The 22,100-nt window shown below is 57.3% G+C and carries 19 protein-coding genes and 1 CRISPR repeat array; of the genes, 4 read left to right on the top strand and 15 right to left on the bottom strand.

Annotated elements, in window-relative coordinates; genetic code table 11:
* Nucleotides 1–11 precede the first annotated feature (11 nt).
* The 3 genes from mfd to JCM17844_RS16615 are packed head-to-tail and all read right to left on the bottom strand — an operon-like array spanning nt 12 to nt 4,002.
* A complete protein-coding gene (gene mfd, locus JCM17844_RS08605) occupies nt 12–3,524 on the bottom strand; it encodes a transcription-repair coupling factor (protein WP_150000579.1) in 3,513 nt (1,170 codons plus the stop codon).
* A gap of 3 nt (nt 3,525–3,527) precedes the next feature.
* Nucleotides 3,528–3,821 (bottom strand): FAD assembly factor SdhE, encoded by a 294-nt coding sequence (locus JCM17844_RS08600; RefSeq protein WP_210431663.1) that lies wholly within the window; start codon nt 3,819–3,821, stop codon nt 3,528–3,530.
* A 46-nt stretch (nt 3,822–3,867) separates the two neighbouring features.
* Nucleotides 3,868–4,002 (bottom strand): hypothetical protein, encoded by a 135-nt coding sequence (locus JCM17844_RS16615; protein ID WP_268885110.1) that lies wholly within the window; start codon nt 4,000–4,002, stop codon nt 3,868–3,870.
* Nucleotides 4,003–4,022: 20 nt separating this feature from the next.
* Between JCM17844_RS16615 and JCM17844_RS08595 the strand changes: the two genes are divergently transcribed.
* Together JCM17844_RS08595 and recG are read left to right on the top strand one after the other, a co-directional pair.
* A complete protein-coding gene (locus tag JCM17844_RS08595; protein WP_150000578.1) occupies nt 4,023–4,604 on the top strand; it encodes a GNAT family N-acetyltransferase in 582 nt (193 codons plus the stop codon).
* 28 nt (nt 4,605–4,632) lie between these two features.
* Nucleotides 4,633–6,717 (top strand): ATP-dependent DNA helicase RecG, encoded by a 2,085-nt coding sequence (gene recG / locus JCM17844_RS08590; RefSeq protein WP_150000577.1) that lies wholly within the window; start codon nt 4,633–4,635, stop codon nt 6,715–6,717.
* 51 nt (nt 6,718–6,768) lie between these two features.
* Here recG and JCM17844_RS08585 read toward each other — a convergent pair whose 3' ends face one another.
* The 3 genes from JCM17844_RS08585 to JCM17844_RS08575 form a co-directional block, all read right to left on the bottom strand.
* Complete coding sequence (locus JCM17844_RS08585) at nt 6,769–7,671, bottom strand: TraB/GumN family protein (protein WP_210431662.1); 903 nt, start codon at nt 7,669–7,671, stop codon at nt 6,769–6,771.
* 90 nt (nt 7,672–7,761) lie between these two features.
* Nucleotides 7,762–8,418, bottom strand: coding sequence for an SdpI family protein (locus JCM17844_RS08580; RefSeq protein ID WP_150000575.1), 657 nt, complete (start codon nt 8,416–8,418; stop codon nt 7,762–7,764).
* Entirely contained in the window at nt 8,415–8,738 is a 324-nt protein-coding gene (locus JCM17844_RS08575; RefSeq protein ID WP_210431661.1) for a metalloregulator ArsR/SmtB family transcription factor, read from the bottom strand. Before JCM17844_RS08575 ends, JCM17844_RS08580 begins: the two co-directional genes overlap by 4 nt.
* Nucleotides 8,739–8,872: 134 nt before the next feature.
* Here JCM17844_RS08575 and JCM17844_RS08570 point away from each other — a divergent pair, with 134 nt between their 5' ends.
* Nucleotides 8,873–9,022 carry an entericidin A/B family lipoprotein gene (locus tag JCM17844_RS08570; RefSeq protein WP_210431660.1) on the top strand — a complete coding sequence of 50 codons (150 nt, stop codon included), beginning with the start codon at nt 8,873–8,875 and terminating at the stop codon, nt 9,020–9,022.
* Between the two features lie 64 nt (nt 9,023–9,086).
* Nucleotides 9,087–9,257, top strand: coding sequence for a DUF1328 family protein (locus JCM17844_RS08565; protein WP_150000574.1), 171 nt, complete (start codon nt 9,087–9,089; stop codon nt 9,255–9,257).
* Nucleotides 9,258–9,410: 153 nt separating this feature from the next.
* Nucleotides 9,411–13,219: direct repeats of the CRISPR family, unit length 28 nt; unit sequence GGTCTATCCCCGCAGGTGCGGGGGAGCC.
* 40 nt (nt 13,220–13,259) lie between these two features.
* Here the strand turns inward: JCM17844_RS08565 and cas2e are convergent.
* From cas2e to cas3, 9 genes are read right to left on the bottom strand one after another with little or no spacing between them, the layout of a single operon-like run.
* Nucleotides 13,260–13,577, bottom strand: coding sequence for a type I-E CRISPR-associated endoribonuclease Cas2e (gene cas2e / locus JCM17844_RS08560; protein WP_150000573.1), 318 nt, complete (start codon nt 13,575–13,577; stop codon nt 13,260–13,262).
* A 3-nt stretch (nt 13,578–13,580) separates the two neighbouring features.
* The gene (gene cas1e, locus JCM17844_RS08555; RefSeq protein ID WP_150000572.1) at nt 13,581–14,453 is read right to left on the bottom strand and encodes a type I-E CRISPR-associated endonuclease Cas1e; all 873 of its coding nucleotides are present in this window, start codon (nt 14,451–14,453) and stop codon (nt 13,581–13,583) included.
* On the bottom strand, nt 14,453–15,193 hold the full coding sequence (locus tag JCM17844_RS08550) for a type I-E CRISPR-associated protein Cas6/Cse3/CasE (RefSeq protein WP_150000571.1): 741 nt from the start codon (nt 15,191–15,193) through the stop codon (nt 14,453–14,455). The genes cas1e and JCM17844_RS08550 overlap by 1 nt, the downstream gene beginning before the upstream one ends.
* Nucleotides 15,190–15,966, bottom strand: a complete 777-nt coding sequence (gene cas5e / locus JCM17844_RS08545; RefSeq protein WP_150000570.1) for a type I-E CRISPR-associated protein Cas5/CasD — start codon at nt 15,964–15,966, stop codon at nt 15,190–15,192. Before cas5e ends, JCM17844_RS08550 begins: the two co-directional genes overlap by 4 nt.
* Nucleotides 15,967–15,969: 3 nt before the next feature.
* Entirely contained in the window at nt 15,970–17,106 is a 1,137-nt protein-coding gene (gene cas7e / locus JCM17844_RS08540; protein WP_150000569.1) for a type I-E CRISPR-associated protein Cas7/Cse4/CasC, read from the bottom strand.
* Complete coding sequence (locus JCM17844_RS08535; RefSeq protein WP_150000568.1) at nt 17,103–17,711, bottom strand: type I-E CRISPR-associated protein Cse2/CasB; 609 nt, start codon at nt 17,709–17,711, stop codon at nt 17,103–17,105. The genes cas7e and JCM17844_RS08535 overlap by 4 nt, the downstream gene beginning before the upstream one ends.
* On the bottom strand, nt 17,695–18,582 hold the full coding sequence (locus tag JCM17844_RS08530; RefSeq protein ID WP_150000567.1) for a hypothetical protein: 888 nt from the start codon (nt 18,580–18,582) through the stop codon (nt 17,695–17,697). Before JCM17844_RS08530 ends, JCM17844_RS08535 begins: the two co-directional genes overlap by 17 nt.
* Nucleotides 18,537–19,289: a hypothetical protein gene (locus JCM17844_RS08525; protein ID WP_150000566.1), complete on the bottom strand. Its 753-nt coding sequence runs from the start codon at nt 19,287–19,289 to the stop codon at nt 18,537–18,539. Before JCM17844_RS08525 ends, JCM17844_RS08530 begins: the two co-directional genes overlap by 46 nt.
* Nucleotides 19,286–21,961 carry a CRISPR-associated helicase Cas3' gene (gene cas3 / locus JCM17844_RS08520; protein WP_150000565.1) on the bottom strand — a complete coding sequence of 892 codons (2,676 nt, stop codon included), beginning with the start codon at nt 21,959–21,961 and terminating at the stop codon, nt 19,286–19,288. Before cas3 ends, JCM17844_RS08525 begins: the two co-directional genes overlap by 4 nt.
* Nucleotides 21,962–22,100 lie beyond the last annotated feature (139 nt).

Below are 22,100 nucleotides of genomic sequence, written 5' to 3'. Positions count from 1 at the left end.
CGGTTCCGTGGTTATGCGGCCTGTTTGGCTTTTTGAGCCACCTTTGAAATGCCAAGTGCCAGTTGCTTGACCACCTTCAGGCGCCGTTCCACGCTGTCGATCCGCGCCAGATAGACCAATTTGTGATCGGGCCGCAATTTGGCGGTGACTTTTTGTTTGGAAATAAACTCCACCAGTCCGCCGGGATTGGCGAAGCGATCGCGGTGGAAACTTACCGTGATGCCCTTTGGTCCGGCATCGATCTTGGAAATTCCAGCGGCCATACAGGCTATCTTGATCTCGATCACCGATAGCAATTGGTCTACTTCGGTGGGGATGGGGCCAAAGCGGTCAATCAATTCGGCGGCGAATCCTTCGATTTCCGGCTTTGAGTCAAGGTCTGCGATGCGCCGATAAAGGGCCATGCGCAGATTGAGATCTTCCACATATGTTTCGGGGATCAAGACGGTGGCCCCCACATTGATCTGCGGTGACAAGGCTCCGTCATCCTGCGCATCTTCGGCCCCGCCATCGCGGGCGGCGGCCACGGCTTCTTCCAGCATTTGCTGGTAAAGCTCTACCCCCACTTCCTTGATATGCCCCGATTGTTCATCGCCCAAAAGATTGCCAGCACCGCGGATGTCCATATCGTGGCTGGCAAGAGTAAAGCCGGCCCCCAATGTGTCCAGTGATTGCAGCACTTCCAGCCGCTTTTGCGCACCAATGGTCATGATGCGGTTGGCGGGGTGGGTCAGATAGGCATAGGCCCGCACCTTTGAGCGCCCGACGCGGCCCCGCAATTGATAAAGCTGGGCCAGTCCAAACATATCGGCGCGGTGAATGATCAGCGTATTGGCCCGCGGAATATCCAGCCCCGATTCCACAATAGTGGTGGATAAAAGTACATCATAACGCCCCTCGTAAAACGAGGTCATGGTGTCTTCGATCTGGGCGGGCGACATCTGCCCATGGGCGGTGATAACTTTCACTTCCGGAACGCTATCGCGCAGAAAGGCTTGGGCCTCTTCCAGATCAGCGATGCGCGGCACCACATAAAAGCTTTGCCCGCCCCGGAAATGTTCCCGCAACAGGGCTTCGCGGATCACCACATCGTCAAATGGCATAACAAAGGTCCGCACCGCCAAGCGATCCACCGGTGGCGTGGCGATCAAAGACAGGTCGCGGATGCCCGACATGGCCAATTGCAAGGTGCGCGGAATGGGGGTGGCGGTTAAGGTCAGTACATGCACATCGGCCTTCAATTGCTTGAGCTTTTCTTTATGGGCAACACCGAAATGCTGTTCTTCATCGATGATCAAAAGGCCCAACCGCTTGAATTCAATGGTCTTTCCCAATAGTGCATGGGTGCCCACCACAATATCCACCGTGCCATCGCGCAGGCCATCCTTGGTGGTGCGGGCTTCTTTGGGGCTGATAAGCCGTGAAAGCTGTTCGATACGCACCGGCAGGCCGCGGAATCGTTCGGTGAAATTTTGGGCATGCTGGCGGGCGAGAAGGGTCGTGGGTGCGACGACAGCCACCTGTTGTCCAGCCATTACAGCGATAAAGGCGGCGCGAAGCGCCACTTCGGTTTTGCCAAAACCCACATCGCCGCAGACCAGACGGTCCATGGGTTTTCCCGAGATCAAATCGCTGGACACATCTTCAATGGCGCGCAGTTGATCATCTGTTTCCGTATAGGGAAAGCGCGAGGCAAATTCATCATAAAGCCCGGCGGGGGCAGAAAATGTTTCGGCATGCTTTAAAGCGCGGGTGGCGGCGATTTTGATCAGCCCTTCCGCCATATCGCGGATGCGCTTTTTCATGCGGGCTTTTTTGGCCTGCCAGGCATGGCCGCCCAATTTGTCCAACTCGTTGTCGGTGCCTTCCGAGCCATAGCGCGAGAGAACGTCGATATTTTCGACCGGCACAAACAGCTTGTCGCCATCGCGGTAGGTGAGTGCCACACAATCATGGGGGGCGCCGGATACCTCGATGGTTTCAAGGCCTTCAAAGCGGCCAACCCCGTGATCCACATGCACCACCAGATTGCCGGGTGACAAGGCAGAGGCATCGCGCAAGAAATCATCACCGCGCCGGGCTTTGCGGCCTTTGCGGATCAATCGGTCGCCCAAGATATCCTGTTCGGTGACCACCGCCAGATCGGGGGTGTCAAAGCCGTGCTCCAAAGCCATGACAGCAAGGGCAACGGTTTGTTTGGGCAAAGCGCGGGCCTCGTCCCAGTTTTGCGCCGGGGCGGTTTTGTGTAATTTGTGATCGGCCAGCACCGTTTGCATACGTTGGCGCGCCCCATCGGAATAGGTGGCCAAAACGACACGTTTTTTGTCTTTTAAAAGCCCGGACACATATGTGCGCAGGGCATCATAGATATTGATGTCGCGATTTTGCCGTTCCGGTGCGAAATTGCGGCCCACCTTTCCATCGAAATTCACCACGATGTCGGACGAAGGGGCGGCAAAGGGCGAGAAAGTGCGGGCCGCCCTTTCTCCCAAAAGATCATCCCATTCATCATGGTCAAGATAAAGGGTGCCGGGCATCAAGGGTTTATAGGGGGAAGACAGCGCCGTCTTGACCTTGGCCTTTGTGGCTTCCTTGCGCGTTTCATAATAATCGCAGATGGATTCAATGCGCTGGGTGGCGGCTTCCGATGCCTGATGGTCAAGGCTGACAAGGGCATCGGGCAGATAATCGAACAGGGTTTCCATGCGGTCATGGAATAAGGGCAGCCAATGCTCGGCCCCTTGATAGCGCCGCCCTTCGCTGATGGCTTCATAAAGCGGATCAGAGTCGGTCACCGCCCCGAATGTTTCCACATAAGTCTTACGGAAGCGGCGGATTGCGGTTTCATCCAGAGCGAACTCGCCAACCGGACGAAGGTCGATCCGGTCCAGTTTGCCCGTGGTGCGTTGGCTCAAAGGATCAAAACATCGCAGTTGATCCAGTTCGTCGCCAAACAGGTCCAACCGGATAGGGCTGCGCGCATCGGGCGGGAAAATGTCGATCAAACCGCCGCGTTGGGCAAATTCGCCGGGTTCGGTCACTTGGCTGGAACGGCTATAGCCGCCTTTGGTCAAGAAGGCGGTAAGGGCCGATATGTCGATGCTGTCACCGGGCTTTGCGCAAAAACTTTGCGAGGTGACAAAATCGCGCGCAGGAACCCGCTGCAGGGCCGCCGAAATAGTGGTCAAAACAATGCGCGGGCCAGACGGCTTCGTGGTGGCAAGGCGGGTGAGCGCTGCCATGCGCCGGGCCATGATTTCGCCATTGGGAGAAACCCGGTCATAAGGCAGGCAATCCCATGCAGGGAGGGCGATCACCTCTATTTCCGGCGCGAAAAAGGCGATTTGCTCCGTCAGTTCACTGATGCGGCGATCTTCGCGGGCAATATGCAGCAAAGGCACGGCGCCAAGGCGCGATTGGGCGGCCTGTGCAAGATCGCCGAGCACCAACGCATCAAAGCCTTCCGGCACGCCCGCAAGGGTTTGAGGACGGTCGGCTTTCAATAATGTAGCCAGATCCGCCATGGCCTAATCCCCGATGCTCACATAATCCAGCTTTTGCATGTCGTGAAGGCAGGGGGTGTCAAAGATGTCAGGCACCGGTTCGGATTTCATGATCCAGGCCAGAATATCACGGTCGCTTTCTTCCAAAAGCCGCTCAAACCATGCAATCTGTTCGTGATCCCAGCTTTCCACATGGGTGCGCACGAAGGTGCCGATGATGATATCGGCTTCCTTCACCCCCCGGTGCCAGGCACGAAAGACCAGCCGTTTGCGACGGTTTTCGAGATCGATATTGGCAGTTGGCAGATTTTCAGACATGGGGATCTCATCAAGAAAAGAAGGGGCCAAGGACGAAGCGTCAGGATCAAAGACGCGGCGGACTATAAAAGCGCGAAGGCCGCCGGTCCAGCGCCAAGGGGGCAATATGGTCTTGCAGCTTGCCAAGACGGGCATGGCGTTTCAGGATAGCCGCCAATTGCGGTACAGGCCGTTTGATCATTTGATGGGATAGGACACGCCATGACCACCCGAACGCCAACACTTGAAAAAAATGCCCGGCTGCTTTTACGGCCTGTGGATGACTGCGACATAGACGCTTTGGTGGCGGCCCGCACCGGCGTTGAGGCCAATCGCTATACCGGCTGGGAGAATCCCGATACCGAAGGATGGGCGCGGGATGTGGTTTTGGAAATGAAAACGAAAAAACCCGGTGAACAAGGGCCTTCAGGCGGCTGGTATCAATATGCCATCGTCGATCGACCCACAGGAAAAACGGCGGGAGACATAGGCGTGGGCTTTGGTATTCCCGGTCCCCAACAAGCGGAAATCGGCTATCGGCTTTTGGATGAATTTCAGGGCCGTGGGATGGCGGGCGAAGCGGTGGGGATCATGGTGGATCATTTGTTTGGCGATCATGGCCTGCACCGCCTTGTGGCCACTATTGCCGCTCCCAACCGGGCATCGAGCCGCCTTGTGGAGGCTTTGGGCTTTCGCCGCGAAGGCATCTTCAAGAAAAGTTTTCTATGCTATGGCGAATGGCTCGACGATCATTATTATGCGCTTCTTGAAGAAGAATGGCGCAATCGGCCGGGTCGTCGCTAAGCCACTATAGTCTTTGGATCGACCGCTCATGCGCCCCACCATCCTGTTTCCCTTGTTTGCCGATGTCACAACGCTGCCGGGTGTTGGCCCGCGCAATAAAGCTTTGTTCGAGCGCCTGACCGGCGGGCGGGTGGTGGATTTGTTGTGGCATTTGCCCACCGGCCTTGTGGACCGTCGCGCCCGGCCAAAAGTGGCGCAAGTGAAAGAAGGCGAGGTGGTCACATTATCGCTGGTGGTGGATCATCATCAGCCGCCCACACGGCACCGCGGGCCATATCGGGTCATCATGCGCGATGACAGCGGCTTTTTAACGCTGGTATTCTTTCATGCCCGCGCCGATTGGCTTGTCCGCACCTTGCCCGAAGGCAGCACCCGGTTGATTTCGGGGCGGGTGGAACTGTTTCAGGATCGCCCGCAGATCACCCATCCCGATTATATCGTCAAACCCGAAGAAGAAGACAGCCTCCCTGCTTTGGAGCCGCTTTATCCGCTCACGCAAGGATTGGGGCAAAAGCCGGTGCGCCGGGCGGTGGAAGGGGCGCTTTCTTTGGCACCCGATCTGCCGGAATGGTCGGACCCGGATCTGGTGGCACGGGAAGGCTTTCCTAGCTGGAAACGCGCCCTTGACGCCGCCCATGCGCCGCAATCCCAAGCAGAGCTTGAAGCGGATACCGCCACTCGGCGGCGCTTGGCTTACGATGAATTGCTGGCCAATCAATTGGCATTGGCACTGGTCCGGCATCGGGCCCGTAAAAGCCGGGGGCGGTCCTTGCAGCCTTCGGGTAGGCTGAAACGCGCTATTCTTGATGCCTTGCCATGGCAACTGACCAATGATCAGGTCCGTGTCTTGGCAGAGATCGAAGCGGATATGGCCGATCCCTCTGCCATGTTGCGCTTGGTGCAAGGGGATGTGGGGTCGGGTAAAACCATCCTTGCCTTGCTGGCGATGGCGGGGGCGGTAGAGGCAGGCGGGCAGGCGGCCTTTTTGGCTCCCACGGAAATTCTCGCCCGCCAGCATTTCGACACATTGAAATCCATGGCCGATAAGGCGGGCCTGCGGATGGAGATTCTGACAGGGCGCATCAAGGGTCGGGCGCGCGCCGATATTCTGAGCCGCTTGGCGGGCGGTGAGATTGATATTTTGGTGGGCACCCATGCGCTGCTGACGGGGGATGTGGATTTTGCCGATCTGGCCTTTGTCGTGGTGGATGAACAGCACCGGTTCGGAGTGTTTCAAAGGCTGGCTTTGGCGGAAAAATCAAAGCGTGGGGCCGATGTTCTGGTGATGACGGCCACCCCCATTCCGCGCACCCTGACCATGACCATTTATGGCGATATGGATGTAAGCCGGATCATGGAAAAACCGCCCGGCAGAAAGCCGATCGATACGCGGGTGGTATCGTTGGACCGCTTGCCAGAGGTGATCGATGGCATTGTCCGCGCCGTGGGGGCCGGTGCGCAGATATATTGGGTATGCCCTTTGGTGGAACTGACGGAAAAAAGCGATCTGGCCGCCGCCGAAGATCGTTTTGTCCAGCTGCAACAGCTTTTGGGGCCAAAAGTCGGGCTGGTGCATGGCCGCATGAAAAGCGCCGAAAAAGATGCCGTGATGGCCGCGTTCAAGGCGGGGGATTTGTCCGTTCTGGTGGCCACAACGGTGATCGAGGTGGGGGTGGATGTGCCCAATGCCACCATCATGGTGATCGAACATGCAGAGCGCTTCGGCCTTGCCCAATTGCATCAATTGCGGGGCCGGGTGGGGCGCGGGACGGGATCGTCCACATGTATGCTGTTGCGCGCGGCTGATGCGGGGGAAGTGGCACGGTCGCGGCTTAATATCATGCGCGAAACCGAAGATGGCTTTCTTATTGCGGAAGAAGATTTGCGGCTGCGCGGGGCGGGGGAAATGCTGGGAACCCGACAATCGGGGATGCCGGAATTCCGGCTGGCGGATCTGGAAGCCCATAGCGATCTGATGGAATTCGCCCGCGATGAAGCGCGTCTTGTGATTGCCCGCGATCCTGATCTGAAAGGCCCCCGCGCCGATGCTTTGCGGGTCTTGCTTTATTTATTCGAACGCGATGCGGCGGTGAAATATCTCAAAAGCGGCTGAGGCTGTCCCGAAGGTACCCCAGCCGCTTTTCCTCGCTGCTATTTGTTTTCCTTATTCGATGCGTAGCACCTGATATCCTTTTTCCGCCAGCATCAAGGGTAGGGCATCTTTCCCCACCAGATGACCGATGCCCACCGCGACAAGGGGCGTCCCTTGCTGGTTTTTCATGACGGCGTCGATCTGGTTGGCCCAATCCCTATTCCGCTGTACCACCATGGCCTGATATACTGCTTCATCGGACCACACACCATTTTCGCCGTGAAGAAAATCCGCCAAGGTTTCCATATCGCCTTTGGACCAAAGGTCGATGATCCTGTCATTTTGGAACTCGGTTTTGCGGATTTCTTCCACGCTGCGCATCAGCATGCCGATTTGAAGCGGCTCGGACAGATCCGCCAAAACATGCAATTGGGCACCTGCCGTTTCCAAAAACTTCAGGGGCGTATTGGCTTTTGTCGCTGTTTCCACCAGCGTTTCTGCAACACCTTGCCGCATCATATAGCCGCGCTTCATTGCTGCCATGGAGCCAAGCTGGATGGAGGCCAGCCAGGGTTTCAATGGATTCATGGCGGGCAAGGGAATAGAAAGCTCTGTGGCCAAGTCATAAACAGCCGCCGCCTGCTCTTCGCTCAACAGGTCAGTCAGGGTACGGCCATCCCTCAGCACGCCCAATTGGGGGATCAATTTTTGAAGGTCGGTACGGGCTTCTGGTCTTGGATCGCTCTCTAGAATCAGGCTGTCAGCTGTGCTTAGCGCATGATCAAAGGTGGCAGAGCGCCAGCTTAGATCTGGCGGCAAAAGCTGAACCGTGCCCACCAGATAAAGCGTTACATCGGCGTTTCTCACCGTCCAGATCGGAGGTGTTCCAGTGCTTTGAGCCTCCTCGGCGAGAGCGGGCGCAGGATTGATAAAACCATAAACCAGAACAATGGCGCTCAAGATAAAAAGAGACATGAGGGCAAGAACAGCTGATCGGTGCGGTGTAGACATAATTCGGGCGGCGGTTGCCTTAAGCATGAGATTTATCCTTCTATGTCAAAGAGATCAGGCGCTTTGCAGCCGCGCTTTGCGCCATAAATGATAGGAATTGAGATAGACCACCAGCTTCAATCCAATGATCGTACCAATATGGACAAAGATCACCGTTTTTGGATCCATGAAGGCCAGTAAAACAAGCGCCAGAAAAGAAATGACCACCAGCCCACGGCCTAAAATCCGGTGAGATTTCACCCAGACCTGCTCGCTTTTCATGGTCCATGGCGAGCGAAAGCCGATGCGGCTTTGCCATGTCACCGTGGTCATATAATTTCCCATGAACAAAAAGAACAGCACATCAAGGATGGCAAGGCCCATCATCATGCCATTTTTATCAATCAGATCAAATTGTTGAAGTCCTGAATAGGTTTGCAGCAATAAGGCGAGCAGCGGCCCGAACAATAAGCCCATCACCATAGGCATTCGGGATTTGCTGACCCCGCGGGACAAGCCATCACCTTCTGGCCAACCATGTTTCGACAGGCTGACAAGCAGCAGATAAAGGCCCCCGAACACCGGGAAAATATAAGGCCCGAAAGCAGGGGAAAGGCCCAACTTGGCGGCGCTTTTGGCTGCAATGCTGTCACCTGTGCCGGTGCTTAGCCACAGCCCTAGAATCAAGGCAACAACAACGATGGTCGCAGCAAGGCCTATGATGCGTTTCATATCTCATTCTCCGTTTCTTCGGGGGCAGGGGGCTGCTCTTGCACTGAAGGCATATGTTGGGTTCCGAACAAACCCATCAGCATGCCAATGGCTTCTTCAGCCACAGTGGCGTTCAGGCGATAATGGATCGTCACGCCGTCGCGCTCCGCCGTGATCAACCCAGCCTCTTTCAGGGCGGCGAAATGGGTGGACATGGTGGGTTTGGAGACATCGAACTTTTCGGCCAATGCACCCGCTGTCATGGAACCATTGCGCAGATGAGCAATGATATCTCTGCGGATTGGGTGCGACAGGGCTTTGAGGACGTGATTTATTTTCATGCTTATCTAATTAGATAATTAGCTAATTAGAGTCAAGGCTAAATTAAAAAAATGAAGCATTATGGCTTTTGGGTGCGAACAAATCACATATAAAAATCGTATATAGGGCATAGAAACAGAATAAGGACTCTGAAATGACCTATGCCGAGATTATGCGCCGCTATGGAATGCTTGTCGCTTTGACGCTGTTGGGTGGGCTGAGTGTAGCCGCATGCAACACCATTGAGGGCGCGGGCGAGGACATTGAATCTGTTGGTGAGGAAATTGAGGACGACGCAAGCTGAGCTTTTTAGCATAAGAGCTGATTTTAAAGCTCTTGGGACAACCCCTTAACAAAGGAACAGGGATATGTTCGGTTGGGCGATTTTCTTTCTCCTTCTGGCACTGGTCGCCGCATTTCTTGGCTTTGGCGGCATCGCCGACCTTTCCGCAGATTTTGCGGTGATTATTTTGATCGTCGCGCTTGTGCTGGCGGTTGTGACAGGCGTTCTTGGCTGGCGTGGACGCGGACGCATGTAGGGTGATGCTGTTAGGTAGCGGTGTTAACGCCTCAATGGGTGGCAGGCGGGCCGCACGGCTGGCGAGCTATTGCCCTGCGATGATGCCGATCACTGCGCTGCAGGCCATGTCGCCCGCACCGCTGGATCAAATCCGGGGATGACTGGTGGTAATAGTCTATCCCCGCAGGTGCGGGGGAGCCTTTTGATTGATTGATTTTGTTGTAGTCTGGACAGGTCTATCCCCGCAGGTGCGGGGGAGCCGTCGTAACTTGCCGCGCGGGACGGTATTTCTCGGGTCTATCCCCGCAGGTGCGGGGGAGCCGCATGGCAGGATGCCCGGTTGACCTCAAAACAAGGTCTATCCCCGCAGGTGCGGGGGAGCCCGTGCAATCAGGTTCTTCGGCCTCTCCCCAAGGGGTCTATCCCCGCAGGTGCGGGGGAGCCCTGCAGCCCATAACACTTTTCATCGCTGGCGGAGGTCTATCCCCGCAGGTGCGGGGGAGCCGGTGTCAGGTCAGTGAGTTTCAGTTTCTTCTCGGGTCTATCCCCGCAGGTGCGGGGGAGCCATCACGGAAATCGACCCAGACGATCTCAGCGGGGGTCTATCCCCGCAGGTGCGGGGGAGCCCCTGACAGCCTGCCTTTGATCCCATCGTCAAAGGGTCTATCCCCGCAGGTGCGGGGGAGCCCATGACGCGACCGGGCTTGCACATCAGCAAGCGGGTCTATCCCCGCAGGTGCGGGGGAGCCGATGAGAGCTTTAGGTGCAGCGTCGCCAAATGGGGTCTATCCCCGCAGGTGCGGGGGAGCCAAGGCGCTCACGCCAAGCGCTCCGACAGGTCCAGGTCTATCCCCGCAGGTGCGGGGGAGCCACAACATTCTCACGATCCATGCCGGACAATACAGGTCTATCCCCGCAGGTGCGGGGGAGCCTTTCGTTCTTACGACACAGGAGGTGGGTGATGAGGTCTATCCCCGCAGGTGCGGGGGAGCCGCATCTCTTGAGCGTCTGAGCATGATTGACATGGGTCTATCCCCGCAGGTGCGGGGGAGCCGCCACCGGAAAAGGTCCAAAGCCTGAGCAAAAGGGTCTATCCCCGCAGGTGCGGGGGAGCCCGAGGGCGCAGAGGTCGGCGCGACGCCTACCCGGGTCTATCCCCGCAGGTGCGGGGGAGCCTGCCGCCCTGTCTTCATTCGGCAGGTCAATAAAGGTCTATCCCCGCAGGTGCGGGGGAGCCAGGATGCACCTAACTCCGATTGACCACAAATCGGGTCTATCCCCGCAGGTGCGGGGGAGCCTGCATCCTAACGGTTAGATGCAACGTAACTCGGGGTCTATCCCCGCAGGTGCGGGGGAGCCCGCTTCCGCTCGCTCGTGTCTGAGAAACACCAGGGTCTATCCCCGCAGGTGCGGGGGAGCCGATAAAAGCCGCGCCCGGTTTGGATCAGCCGAAGGTCTATCCCCGCAGGTGCGGGGGAGCCCCGGGTGATCGCGTGGACCACCAAGCGCGAGGAGGTCTATCCCCGCAGGTGCGGGGGAGCCGCGTCCCGTGCAGCCCGGCCATTTGCTGATCAAGGTCTATCCCCGCAGGTGCGGGGGAGCCCGCTTTATGTGGGCGGAACAGGGGGCGTGATTGGGTCTATCCCCGCAGGTGCGGGGGAGCCAGTGCATCGAGCGTTTTCATCGGATCGGAAAAAGGTCTATCCCCGCAGGTGCGGGGGAGCCCCTCGGACGAAAGCAGACCCTCACCAGTCATATGGTCTATCCCCGCAGGTGCGGGGGAGCCCGCGACCTGCGCGGGCTGCGCGATCCGCGTAAGGGTCTATCCCCGCAGGTGCGGGGGAGCCACAGCAGGCCAGCCAGACTGCTGTCAATAAGGCGGTCTATCCCCGCAGGTGCGGGGGAGCCAGTGCTCGGCTCTTTGAAACGCTTTTTAAACCAGGTCTATCCCCGCAGGTGCGGGGGAGCCCTTTTGCCTGATCTAAATACGCATTGATATCCAGGTCTATCCCCGCAGGTGCGGGGGAGCCCATGATGGCAAGGCTCTGTTGTCCTACGGCGCGGGTCTATCCCCGCAGGTGCGGGGGAGCCTGGCATCAGCCGGGAAAAGCGCCGCTCGGATCGGGTCTATCCCCGCAGGTGCGGGGGAGCCCATCATCATCGCCATCGCGGGCGGCGCGATTATGGTCTATCCCCGCAGGTGCGGGGGAGCCGCGCTGCAGGCGCTCTATTTGGATTGCGACACGGGTCTATCCCCGCAGGTGCGGGGGAGCCCGGGATACCGGCCGTCCGAGGGATGCGCGCTGGGGTCTATCCCCGCAGGTGCGGGGGAGCCTGTCGATGGCATCCTGACGGCAGCGGCATCGTAGGTCTATCCCCGCAGGTGCGGGGGAGCCTGATGGCCCGCGAGATCCTGATCAGCTACGGCGGGTCTATCCCCGCAGGTGCGGGGGAGCCGTGAAAAACAGCGTCCAGACCTTATTTTGAGACGGTCTATCCCCGCAGGTGCGGGGGAGCCAGTAAGGGGGGCAATGCAGGTGCCACCTAACAGGGTCTATCCCCGCAGGTGCGGGGGAGCCAAAGGACGACCCTCTGGCACCCGGCTATTGCGGGGTCTATCCCCGCAGGTGCGGGGGAGCCGCACCCGCAGTGATGACCGGCTGGAATGGCTGGGGTCTATCCCCGCAGGTGCGGGGGAGCCTTGACATTGACAAAAACGCAAGCTCGCGAATTGGGTCTATCCCCGCAGGTGCGGGGGAGCCGGCGTCGGCAATACTTTCATCAATGCTGACTGAGGTCTATCCCCGCAGGTGCGGGGGAGCCGTCAAAAGCGATTTTGACGGAAAAAGGAATCGAGGTCTATCCCCGCAGGTGCGGGGGAGCCAAATCGAGCGCCGGCACGGACCGCACACCCCAGGGTCTATCCCCGCAGGTGCGGGGGAGCCGAAGCAAAGCCCCGACACTTTTTCAGTTCTCGGGGTCTATCCCCGCAGGTGCGGGGGAGCCGCGCTGGATAGCCTGCGGCCCGTCAATGCAGAGGGTCTATCCCCGCAGGTGCGGGGGAGCCCGGTGGTTTTGGGTGTTCTGATCGCGGGGATCAGGTCTATCCCCGCAGGTGCGGGGGAGCCTGAAGGCGGGATTGGCGAGGCGCATCCGCCAGCGGTCTATCCCCGCAGGTGCGGGGGAGCCTCGTGTCGTTGTCTTGCAAACGCTGGGTCATAAGGTCTATCCCCGCAGGTGCGGGGGAGCCCGGCTGATGCCAGGGCCGCCGCTCTGGATGTGGGGTCTATCCCCGCAGGTGCGGGGGAGCCGCGGAAAAGGGCTTTTCCCTCAATCCGGTATGGGTCTATCCCCGCAGGTGCGGGGGAGCCTCGGTTCGCCCGGCTGTGGTGCCGGTCGGCGTGGGTCTATCCCCGCAGGTGCGGGGGAGCCCTGGCATGGGACAGTCCTTCGGTTTGATCACGAGGTCTATCCCCGCAGGTGCGGGGGAGCCCTGGAGATGATCCCCCCCGCCCATGTGCGTACAGGTCTATCCCCGCAGGTGCGGGGGAGCCATTAGGGCCCACACAGCATCCCTGAGCGATGGGGGTCTATCCCCGCAGGTGCGGGGGAGCCTGCCGATGTGCAGGCCCGGTCACGTCATGCCCAGGTCTATCCCCGCAGGTGCGGGGGAGCCTCCTCACCAGCGCCGGGGCGGATGGTGATATTGGGTCTATCCCCGCAGGTGCGGGGGAGCCGCCACTCACCAAGCTGCCAAGCGCCATCGGCGGGGTCTATCCCCGCAGGTGCGGGGGAGCCCTTTGGCGGTCGCATTGCGCTTCATTTCTTTAAGGTCTATCCCCGCAGGTGCGGGGGAGCCCGACCCGGCTGTCGCTGGCTCTCCGCCAATCGAGGTCTATCCCCGCAGGTGCGGGGGAGCCTGAGCACAGGAATCCGCCATGATCCAGAATGAGGGTCTATCCCCGCAGGTGCGGGGGAGCCTCTGGTCACTAAACCACTCTAGATATTCACTTATCAAAGATCAAGGTAGTGTGAAAGTATCTTTAATATCTCGTTTTACGAGTAGGGCGCCATCAGTCTCGACAAGGGTACGAGACGGTTCGCCAAGACTGCGCAGGCCCTGACCGCCCGGCTCATTCGGATCGCGCCATGTCATTATGATCGCGCCGCGCCCTAATGAATTGTGCCAATCGGTCAGCACCGCCCAAACCCGTTCGCGCACCGCTTTGGAGATATGGGGGCCGGTATAGACGCCGGTGGCCACTTCCAGCATCACCGAGGATAAAAAGCCTCGATAGCGATTTTCCACATCGCGGGTGATGATGACGGTCATTGGCATGGTTTAACCTTCCGTTTCGCCATAGCCGAATAGGTCTTTGATCTTGCCGATCATGTTGGAAACAGTGTCCAGGCGTTTCATTTCACGGGCAGCACGGCGGCGGGTCAGTCGCTCGATGGATTGTGCGGGGTTTTTCTGTGCTTCTTTTACGGCTCCAAAAGCGATGGGTAAAAGCGTATCCACACGGAACAGATCGGCAATATCAAGAACAAAGGCCTGCCCTGCATCTTCATGGATAAAGCCCAATTGCGGAATCGCTCCGCACGCTGTCACGGCGATGACGGCGGCGGCCTCTACAGCCGATGCGGCGTGATTGATGGCTTGATTGGGCAGGTCGGCGGCATTGGGATTGGAACGATCATAACGCCGCCCGCGCCATGTTATGCCATAACGTTCCGCTGCCAGCTTGTAGCTGGTTTTCATGCGGGCACCTTCAATGCCGCGCAGGATGGCGATATCCTTATGGGGTAGCACTTCTCCCAACCGCCAAGCATAAAGCCGCCTTGCAATATCAAGCCGCATGGTTTCATCGGCCCAGACCCGCGCCTGACGCCGCGCCAGATCGGATCGATCGGGGCCCAATGGCGGCGCCGTATAGGCCCTGACACCATCCTCGCCCACAGCACATAACAAGGTGTTGTGCCGGGCCAGCAGGCGCAAGGCATCCTGACTGACACTGGACCCCGGCCCCAAAAGAATGGTGGAGACGCTTTGATGGGGGATTTGATAATCGCCCGGGCCAAGCGCACCGCCGCCGGTGATGAAGCGCAGACAGCCATTTTCGACACTGAGCTGGCCACGATCCAACCATAAAAGGCCATGCCTGTTTTTATGGGGAATTTGCGCTTTTTCCAGCCCGAGGCGACCATGCAACATCAGAGGTTCTCGCTTGGCCGTAAAAGGATCATGCCATAGCCATAGGCTTTGTGGCGGCCAATGCCGTTGATCAGGCACTGTGCGAACAGATCCGGGTCACCGACGGTCAAATCCCCTTGCAGAACTATATCGGGGCCTTCGCTGGCTTTGCCATTGCGCACCGCATGGTGGCGTTTGAAATGCACAAGCCTTGCCTTTACAAGCGTTGCCGCATTTCCCAAACGTTCCGCCAACCAAGCGCCATAAACGGTTTCACGGCTCGGTTTCGGTTCGGTGCTGTGGGGATCGGGGAAACGCGTTTCCATTTCATGTTGGAAGGCATCCATTTCAAAGATGGCTGCACTTTGTGCCAAGCGGCGTGATCGGCGCACCGGGCGCAGGCGGATGTCAAACCCCAATCGCCGCTGCGTTGCAAACTGCACCGGCATGTCCTTGGCCATAAGGGCGTCAAAGTCGAACAGATGGGCATATTCCGGCCCGCTAAGGGACGCGGTGTCTTTCAGCTCGGCAAGACTTGTTGTGCAATAGGCGTAAATGATGCCGGTCTTTTGCCCCGGCGTCACCATAAGTCGAAAGGGTTGAAGCCGGCCTTTGCCGAACGTTTCCGCCAAGGCGTGATGCAATGCCAGGCCTTCATCCATCACCATCTTGGGGGAGGACATCCAGTTTCGTTGCCCGGCAAGCATCCACAATTGGTCGAGCTTAATGGGAAGGCGAATAAAGCGCAGGCTTTTGGTCATTGGCTTTCCCCTGCTGTGGCTGGCGCCTCTATCCGGCCTTCATTAATAGGGCGGCGGCCCGCATGGACGCCGGATCGCCAGTTGCGTCGGTCGCTAAGGGTTTGCGCGCGATCCCCTTGCGGGCCTTCCCCTTGTGGCCATTGGGCACGATATGCTTCCTGTTTGGGCATATGGGGGGCAAGGGAGGTGGTTTTGCACAGGGCTTCATAAACCGTATTGGCAAAAACCCAGCGATCCGCTTCGGGGTCCAGCAGCGGGCGCGACGGAAGACAGGATTTGCGCCCCAGAAAAAGCGGTCGGGCCGGATGATCGAAAGCCTGTGCGATGTCTTCCAGATTGGGATGCGCGGCATCTGGCTCCAGCCTTAAAGCTATGCTGATGCTGGCATCCGCATGGTAATCGCGGTATCGGCGTTGCAAAAGATATTTGCCTCTTTGCGGCGTTTCATCGTCTATCCCCTTATAGGACGGGCTGTTTTCCCGCCCTTCCGGGGTGCCCCATGTGGTCCAACCCTGATCCTTTTGATAGATCTGGGCATTTTGCGTGTCGTGCAAAATGCCGGGCTCTTTATCCAAGCGCGAGGCAAAAACCAACCGGTCTTGCAAGGCCTGAAGCTGCTCGCTATCGCGGCGATGCCAGCCCAAAGCGTTGGCTATCAACCCGGTAAGCATGGATATGGCGGGGAAATCGCGGGTCACGCCGTAATTATCCACCAATACCCCGCCAAAGGCCATCAAGGGCGCTTCCAGTCTAAGGATTAAATGTCTTTTCATGGCTCAATCACCGGACGAGGCGTTTAGCTGTTTCGCTGCCCATTGAGCCATATTCTCCAAGGATACGCGCTCGGCCATGTTCAATTCGCCGTTCCAAAGCGTCAAGGCGCGGCGGTCTTCACCGGTAGCATATGTTTCATCCAAACGCTTTACATGGTCTTGCAGTTTGGCGATGGCATCTTCGAGTTTTGGCAAAGCTGGCGTTTGGAAGGCATTGGCAAGGCTGCGCGGTTGGCGGTTGCCTGCTTCCACAAGCATCAGATCGGCGCGACCATAAGGGGCTGTGGAGCCGCGTTTCGCGCCCGGTGAAATTTCGGCGATCAGATAAACAAGATTGTGGATCACCTTTGCTGCAAGATCGGTGTCGCCGCCAAGATTATCGACCAATGCCGGAATATCCACCACAACATAGCCATAAAACAGGCCGGAATTCAGTTCGGTCTCGCCGATATGGCTGGCCCCTGCCTCTTCGTCTTGTCCCTGAAGATCGTCGACAACGGTGAAATAATCGCTTTCGGATTCTTCTGGATGCACGGTGAAGGCATGCGCCACATGGATCGCCGCGTCGATATTGGCTTCCACATCGGATGTGATCATGCGGCCGAACAGGGCGGCGCTGATGCCGCCGGGTAGTTTTGTCTGATCGCGCATGGCTTTGGTGTTTTTCTTATAGTCCTTGGCCCATGCTTCAGCCAATGTTTTGGCTTGCTTGGCATCGCCTTGCGCCTCTTGGGCAATCTTGCTGGCTTGATCCTTCAGCCAAGTGATTTCCGGCTCGCCCAGCAATAGCGGCTGCCTATTGCTTTGGTCCTCGCCTTTGTCGCCATAAACCGCTTTTTGGAACGGCCCGGAAAGGGCATCCACCAGATCGTTCTCAAAAGAAGAACGCAAGCTGTTGAGGACGCGTTTTTCCACAATGTTCCGCGAGCGTACATCCAGTTCCACACCAGCAATATTGGCAAGAGCATGGGGATCGTCTTTGGCCATCCGCCAATGGCGTTTCAGGCACTGCGAGGAAATGCGGGTGCGCATCACACCGCCAAAAGGCAGACGTTTGGCCAATCCGGAATCGTCGCGATTCAAAAGGCTGGCTGTGTAGCTGTGAAGGGTATGAATTTGCAAAAAGCGTGCGGATGTCATTGGTTTTCCTTTGATGTTTTGGTTTTGGAGGTGTGTTCAGCGCCGTCTAGCCGGGCATAATATGTTTGAGCAATTTTTTGGGCCGGCCAGTCTTTTTTGTCGTTCAAAAGAAACTGGGCAAGCTCTACACAGTTCAGCGAAGCTGATGTGGGGGCGAGGACGCGCATAGCCCTTAAAACGGCGGTTTGCCGGGATGAGCCGCGTTCATTGAGAAGCCTGGTCAGGCGCAATTCCGAAAATTTGGGGCGTGGGGTTTCCCCCGCTGCCGGCCAGTTCCGGTTGCCGCCATCGCACAGTACGCGGCCCAAGGGCCTTTGCGGATCATGGGGCGAGGCTTTGTCAAAGGCGCGGCCCTTATCGGTCAGGATGGCCATGGCGGTAATGATTGTCGCCCATATGTCGTCTTGACTGTCCGCCCAATTGAACTGCGCTTTCCAGCGCCAAAAATGGGGGGCGCGTAAGGGGCTGTCTGACATGCGTCGCAATTGTGCCATGTCTCCGGGAGGAAGGCGGCACATCGTATCGCCGATCTTTGCGATGATATCCTTCACATCCTTCGTGTTGCCCGATGCGGTGTTTTTAGCGGTATCAAGCGGCGGCATCATTGGCCTCCTTGTTGTCGTTGGAGAAATACCAATCGAAGTGTTTTCCAATGCGGGCCCTGAACACGCGTTCGGCCCGGCTGCGGGCGCGCAAGTGGAACTGGGCCGCCGATACAGTTTCAATGGCGGTGTTCAGCAATGTTTGCGCTTCTTTGATGAGACGGCGGAAAAAACGGTGTTTCGCTTCGTCTTGAGCGGCGTAATCCTTATGAAGATAGGCAGGCAGCATATCCCATAGGGCCGGGAAAAAATGGCGGTCAGCCATAAGGTCCAGACCGTCCTGCCACGGCTTGGCTGCTGCGTATTTATCCTTGTCAGGGCTGGTGCTGCGCCCGTCGATTGCGGCGATTGCAATGGCATGGCCAAGGATTTTTTTCAGCTCACCGATATCTTTGATCAAGTCCTGCGACAGGGTGTGGAGGGCTTGTGCGTCTGTGATAAGACGGGCGGCGCTTTGGCGCGGTAGCACAAGGGTTCGTTCATGATAGCCATATGTTTTGCAATTGCCCCGGCCCAATGCCTGAATGATCAAAGCCCAATTTTGGTTTGTGTCGCTCATGTCGGCTTTGCGGATCATGGCGGGGGCTTGCCAATTGCCGCCAAACAACCAGTCGCAGATATGGTGATAATCCAATTTTGATGGGCCTAATGTCAGGCTTTTGCGGTCTTTTACATTGACCGGCGCCCATGGATCGCCCACCACCCCTTTTTGTGTTTTGGCATCCACACGGGGCGCTTTGCTGGTGCCTGTCTTTGCAATCAGCCTGTCGCCTTCCCCGTGCAAGCGAATGCGGCGGCAAATTTCAATAAACCAGATATCCAAGGTGTTCAGGCATAAGCCTGCCGTTCTTCCAATGGCCAAGGGGTAAGCCACAACAGGGTCTTGCCGCCACGTTCAGGAAAGTCCAGCGCGGCCATGTCCGATAATTGGCTGGCTCTGGTTGATAATAACAAGGTGATGTCATGGGTCAGGCGCGCCCCTGGCGTGGGGGCCGATGTCTTGTCAGAAAGTGGGCACAGACCCATGGAAAAGCGGCTGGATGAACCGCCATTCATGCGGGCGATGCCATAATTGCCCGCACCGTTAAAGCCATCGCCCGTCTGTTTGGAAATCAGTGCAAATATCCAGTCTTCCGGGCGGCTTTCTTGGTATAATTTTTCTTTCACATCATGATTTTTCTGGCCGATCAGCATGTCAAGGGCGTCGGGTGTTTCGGCGCGTCCGGTATAGACGATGCCCACTGGTTCCGGTGGTTGTAAGAAAGCGGGCTTGTCGGCGTCGGCCCCAACAAGATGCCACGGCGCGTCATTGAGAAAATCAGATGTAAGGCCGCGTAAAAGCGTTTCCCATTCTTGCATTGTGTGCGGTGGGATGTTCTGTTCGGCGCGGTGCAGGGCCAAGGCGCCAAGCTGGGCAAGAAAACAATGCCAGGCTTGTGCCTGATGGGGGCGCAGTGCGGGAAAATCCGCTATTTCATCGCGGATCAGCGCGGCGAAAATGGCTGGCAAAGAAAGGGCGGTACGCCCTGATTTTACCATATCCGCTGTGATAAGCGGCTCTGTGAGAAGGTTGTATTTCATTCTGTTATGTCCTTTTCCAGTCCATAGCGGCCATAGCGGAATTTTTGTCCCGAGAAGGTGAAATGGAGGCATTCATTGCAGCCGGTGTTGGTAATAAGCGGGCTGGCCATGGGATCGAGACCTTGTGACCAGTGCTCTGGCAGGATCAGTTGCCTGATGTTTTTGCCAAAGGGCCCTTGGGGGGGATCATCGAACACAAGGGTGATGCCTTCGCCGCCCAATCTGGTGCGGATGGCTTCGTCATCGGGATAGTTGATCTTGTGATAGGGGGTGTCGGTGTCGGTGCGGAGAAGGCGTGCATGTTGGGCTTGGGCGCTAAGGGTGCCGAACATGGTGTTGTTATAGTGTCGCCAGCTCTCGTTATCGTCCAAGGCGTCAAGCAGGGCTTCATGCGCCTGCGGATGTGTGGCCTGTTCCACCAAAAAGCGGTTCATCTTTGGTATGTTCCAAATCGGATAGGACTTTATCAATTGTCTGGTGGCGAGAATGGTGACAAGATCGGTATAAATACCTGCAAGGCTTCCATCTTTTTCAAAGGCGCCAAGGCCATTGGTCATAGAGGGTTTGGTGCCGGACACGCATGACGCCAACCCATCTTGCGGTTCCAACACAAGGCACTGCGGTCCATCAAGAGGACGGCTTGTGCGGTTCGCATGTCGGTACAGGCGGCCAAGTCTTTGCAAAAGCACGTCCATTGGACACAGATCGGTCATAAGAAAATCCGCGTCGATATCAAGGGATTGTTCCAATGTCTGGGTGCCGACAAGGATTTTTCCGCCTGCCGGACGCTCTTTCCCCATAGCCTGCTCCACCGCTTTGTCCAGCAAGATGCGGTCTGAAGGAGCAAAGCGGCCATGATGCAGGGTAGGAATGCCGTTCAGGCTTAAAAGCACAGATGGATCTTGAAGCCTGCTTTCCAGTGCTTTCATGGTTTCCACCGCCAGAGCAACGGTATTGCGGATAATCAACACCTTGCCGCCCTTTTCCGCTGCGGTGATGGCGGCATCCAGACAATCGGTGGCGGTTTTTGTCGCTTGCAATGACAGGGATATCTGTTTTTGCGGGTGGCTGTTCGGGCCGGATTGCGGAGAAATATGGCCGCCATCACCGGTCCATATGGCCGGATAGGGCGCATCAATGGCTTCTTGCAAAGGCTTTTCCGGTTGATCTAACCAGTGCCTTCGAGCCCGCTCCCCAAGGGTTGCAGACATCAGCATGGCATGGCCGCCGACGCCGCAATGAAGGTCGAGCAATTCCTTTTGAATTTCGGTCATATAGCGGTCAGAGGCGTGAACCTCGTCGATCACCAGTAAGGATTTTGCAAGGCTGGCGCTGCGCAGTTGGCTGTGTTTCACGGGCAAGGCCGCAAGCATGGCTTGATCTATTGTGCCGACGGCGATCTGAGCCGCCAGATAACGCTTGCTGTTTTCCGCCGCCCAGCGCCGGGCGATGTGGTCTGGTGAGCTGTTTTTTTCATCATCCCATAGAACGCGGTATCCGGGCAGGGCTTGCCCGGTTGCATCTCCGGCCCTGAAATACCCGGGAACGGCCAGAATGACTTGAGGGGCATGGTCTTTGAAAAAATTTGTGGCAAGCGTTTGAACGCGTTTGTGTAATTGCACCGCTGCAGACCGGGTGGGAACGGCGAAAAACAGGCTTTCCACCTTTCCCGCTTCCCAAAGGCGCACGAAGCGTAACAGCGCCGCTTCGGTTTTTCCCGAGCCGGTTTCCGCTTCCAATATCACCAGCCTATGCTCCGGCGACAGGGTGTCGATGGCGGCTTGCGCCGAATTGGGATGGCTGTAGCCTGTCAGGTCGCAAAACTGTGCGGGGCTGCTAGCACGGGCATTTTGTGCTTTATTGGTAAAGCCAAAAGCCTCAAGTGCCAGCGCAGCCCGCTTTTTTGCCTCGGTGATATAGCTGGCATCATAAGCGGTGCTATAAGGGAAATACGCTTGTGCCGAGCCGATCCAATCGGCAAGGGAGACAATGCCTGCAAACAATCGGATGAACCGCTGGCTTTGGGGAAGGGGCGCGGCGTTCTCAACATCAAAGGCAGGGCTGAACCATTGGCTTAAAGCCTCACCCATCTGCTTGGCGGCACTTTCAGGGTCATAGCCTTGTACGGCCAGCCAAGGCGGAAGACTTTTCCCGCCGTCGGCAGTCCCCCATCCGGCAGGTGTGCCATGATGGGAAATGCTGGCACACAGATAATCGCTGATCTTGTCTTCCTCGCCCCATGTATAAATGGCGTCAATCTTGAGATGTTCGGGGATATTGGAGCGCCGAAAATCTCTATGCAGAGCGTCGAGGCCTTCTTTAACATGCCCGGCGGGTCGGATATTTTGTGAAGACGCCGGCCAGATTTTGCTTTGAAACCCGGTATTGAGCTTGCCCAGATCATGCAAAAAGGCAATGACCGCAAGGCGTTGAATATCGATTTCACTAAGGGCGCGGCCCGCCGCATGCTCTAGCCTGTTGGCAATCACCGAATTTGTGCACAAATGCATGAAGACAGCCGCTACATCGGCGCAGTGATGGGCCAAAGGATGGGTCAAAGGATAAGTCTGTGATGGGGCGTTTCTCGATGCTTTTCCCCATGCCTCCAAAGTGCTGGGCGTTCCGCAGGCCTTTTGCTCTGCTGATCCACTGGATTGCACGATTGCGGTCATGGCCGCTTCCCTCCGTTTCCCCGTCCCTCTGAGACGGCGCAGAAAATGCCCTCTCTCAAACAGGTGACTAACAACTTCTAGATGAAGCAGAAATGAACGGAAAAGGAGATAAGATCTTGCGATCTTCTTTTTTTCTATC

The organism is Iodidimonas gelatinilytica (genome assembly GCF_008579125.1).
Lineage (GTDB): Bacteria > Pseudomonadota > Alphaproteobacteria > Sphingomonadales > Rhodothalassiaceae > Iodidimonas > Iodidimonas muriae.
This window is presented reverse-complemented; position numbering and strand designations above follow the sequence as displayed.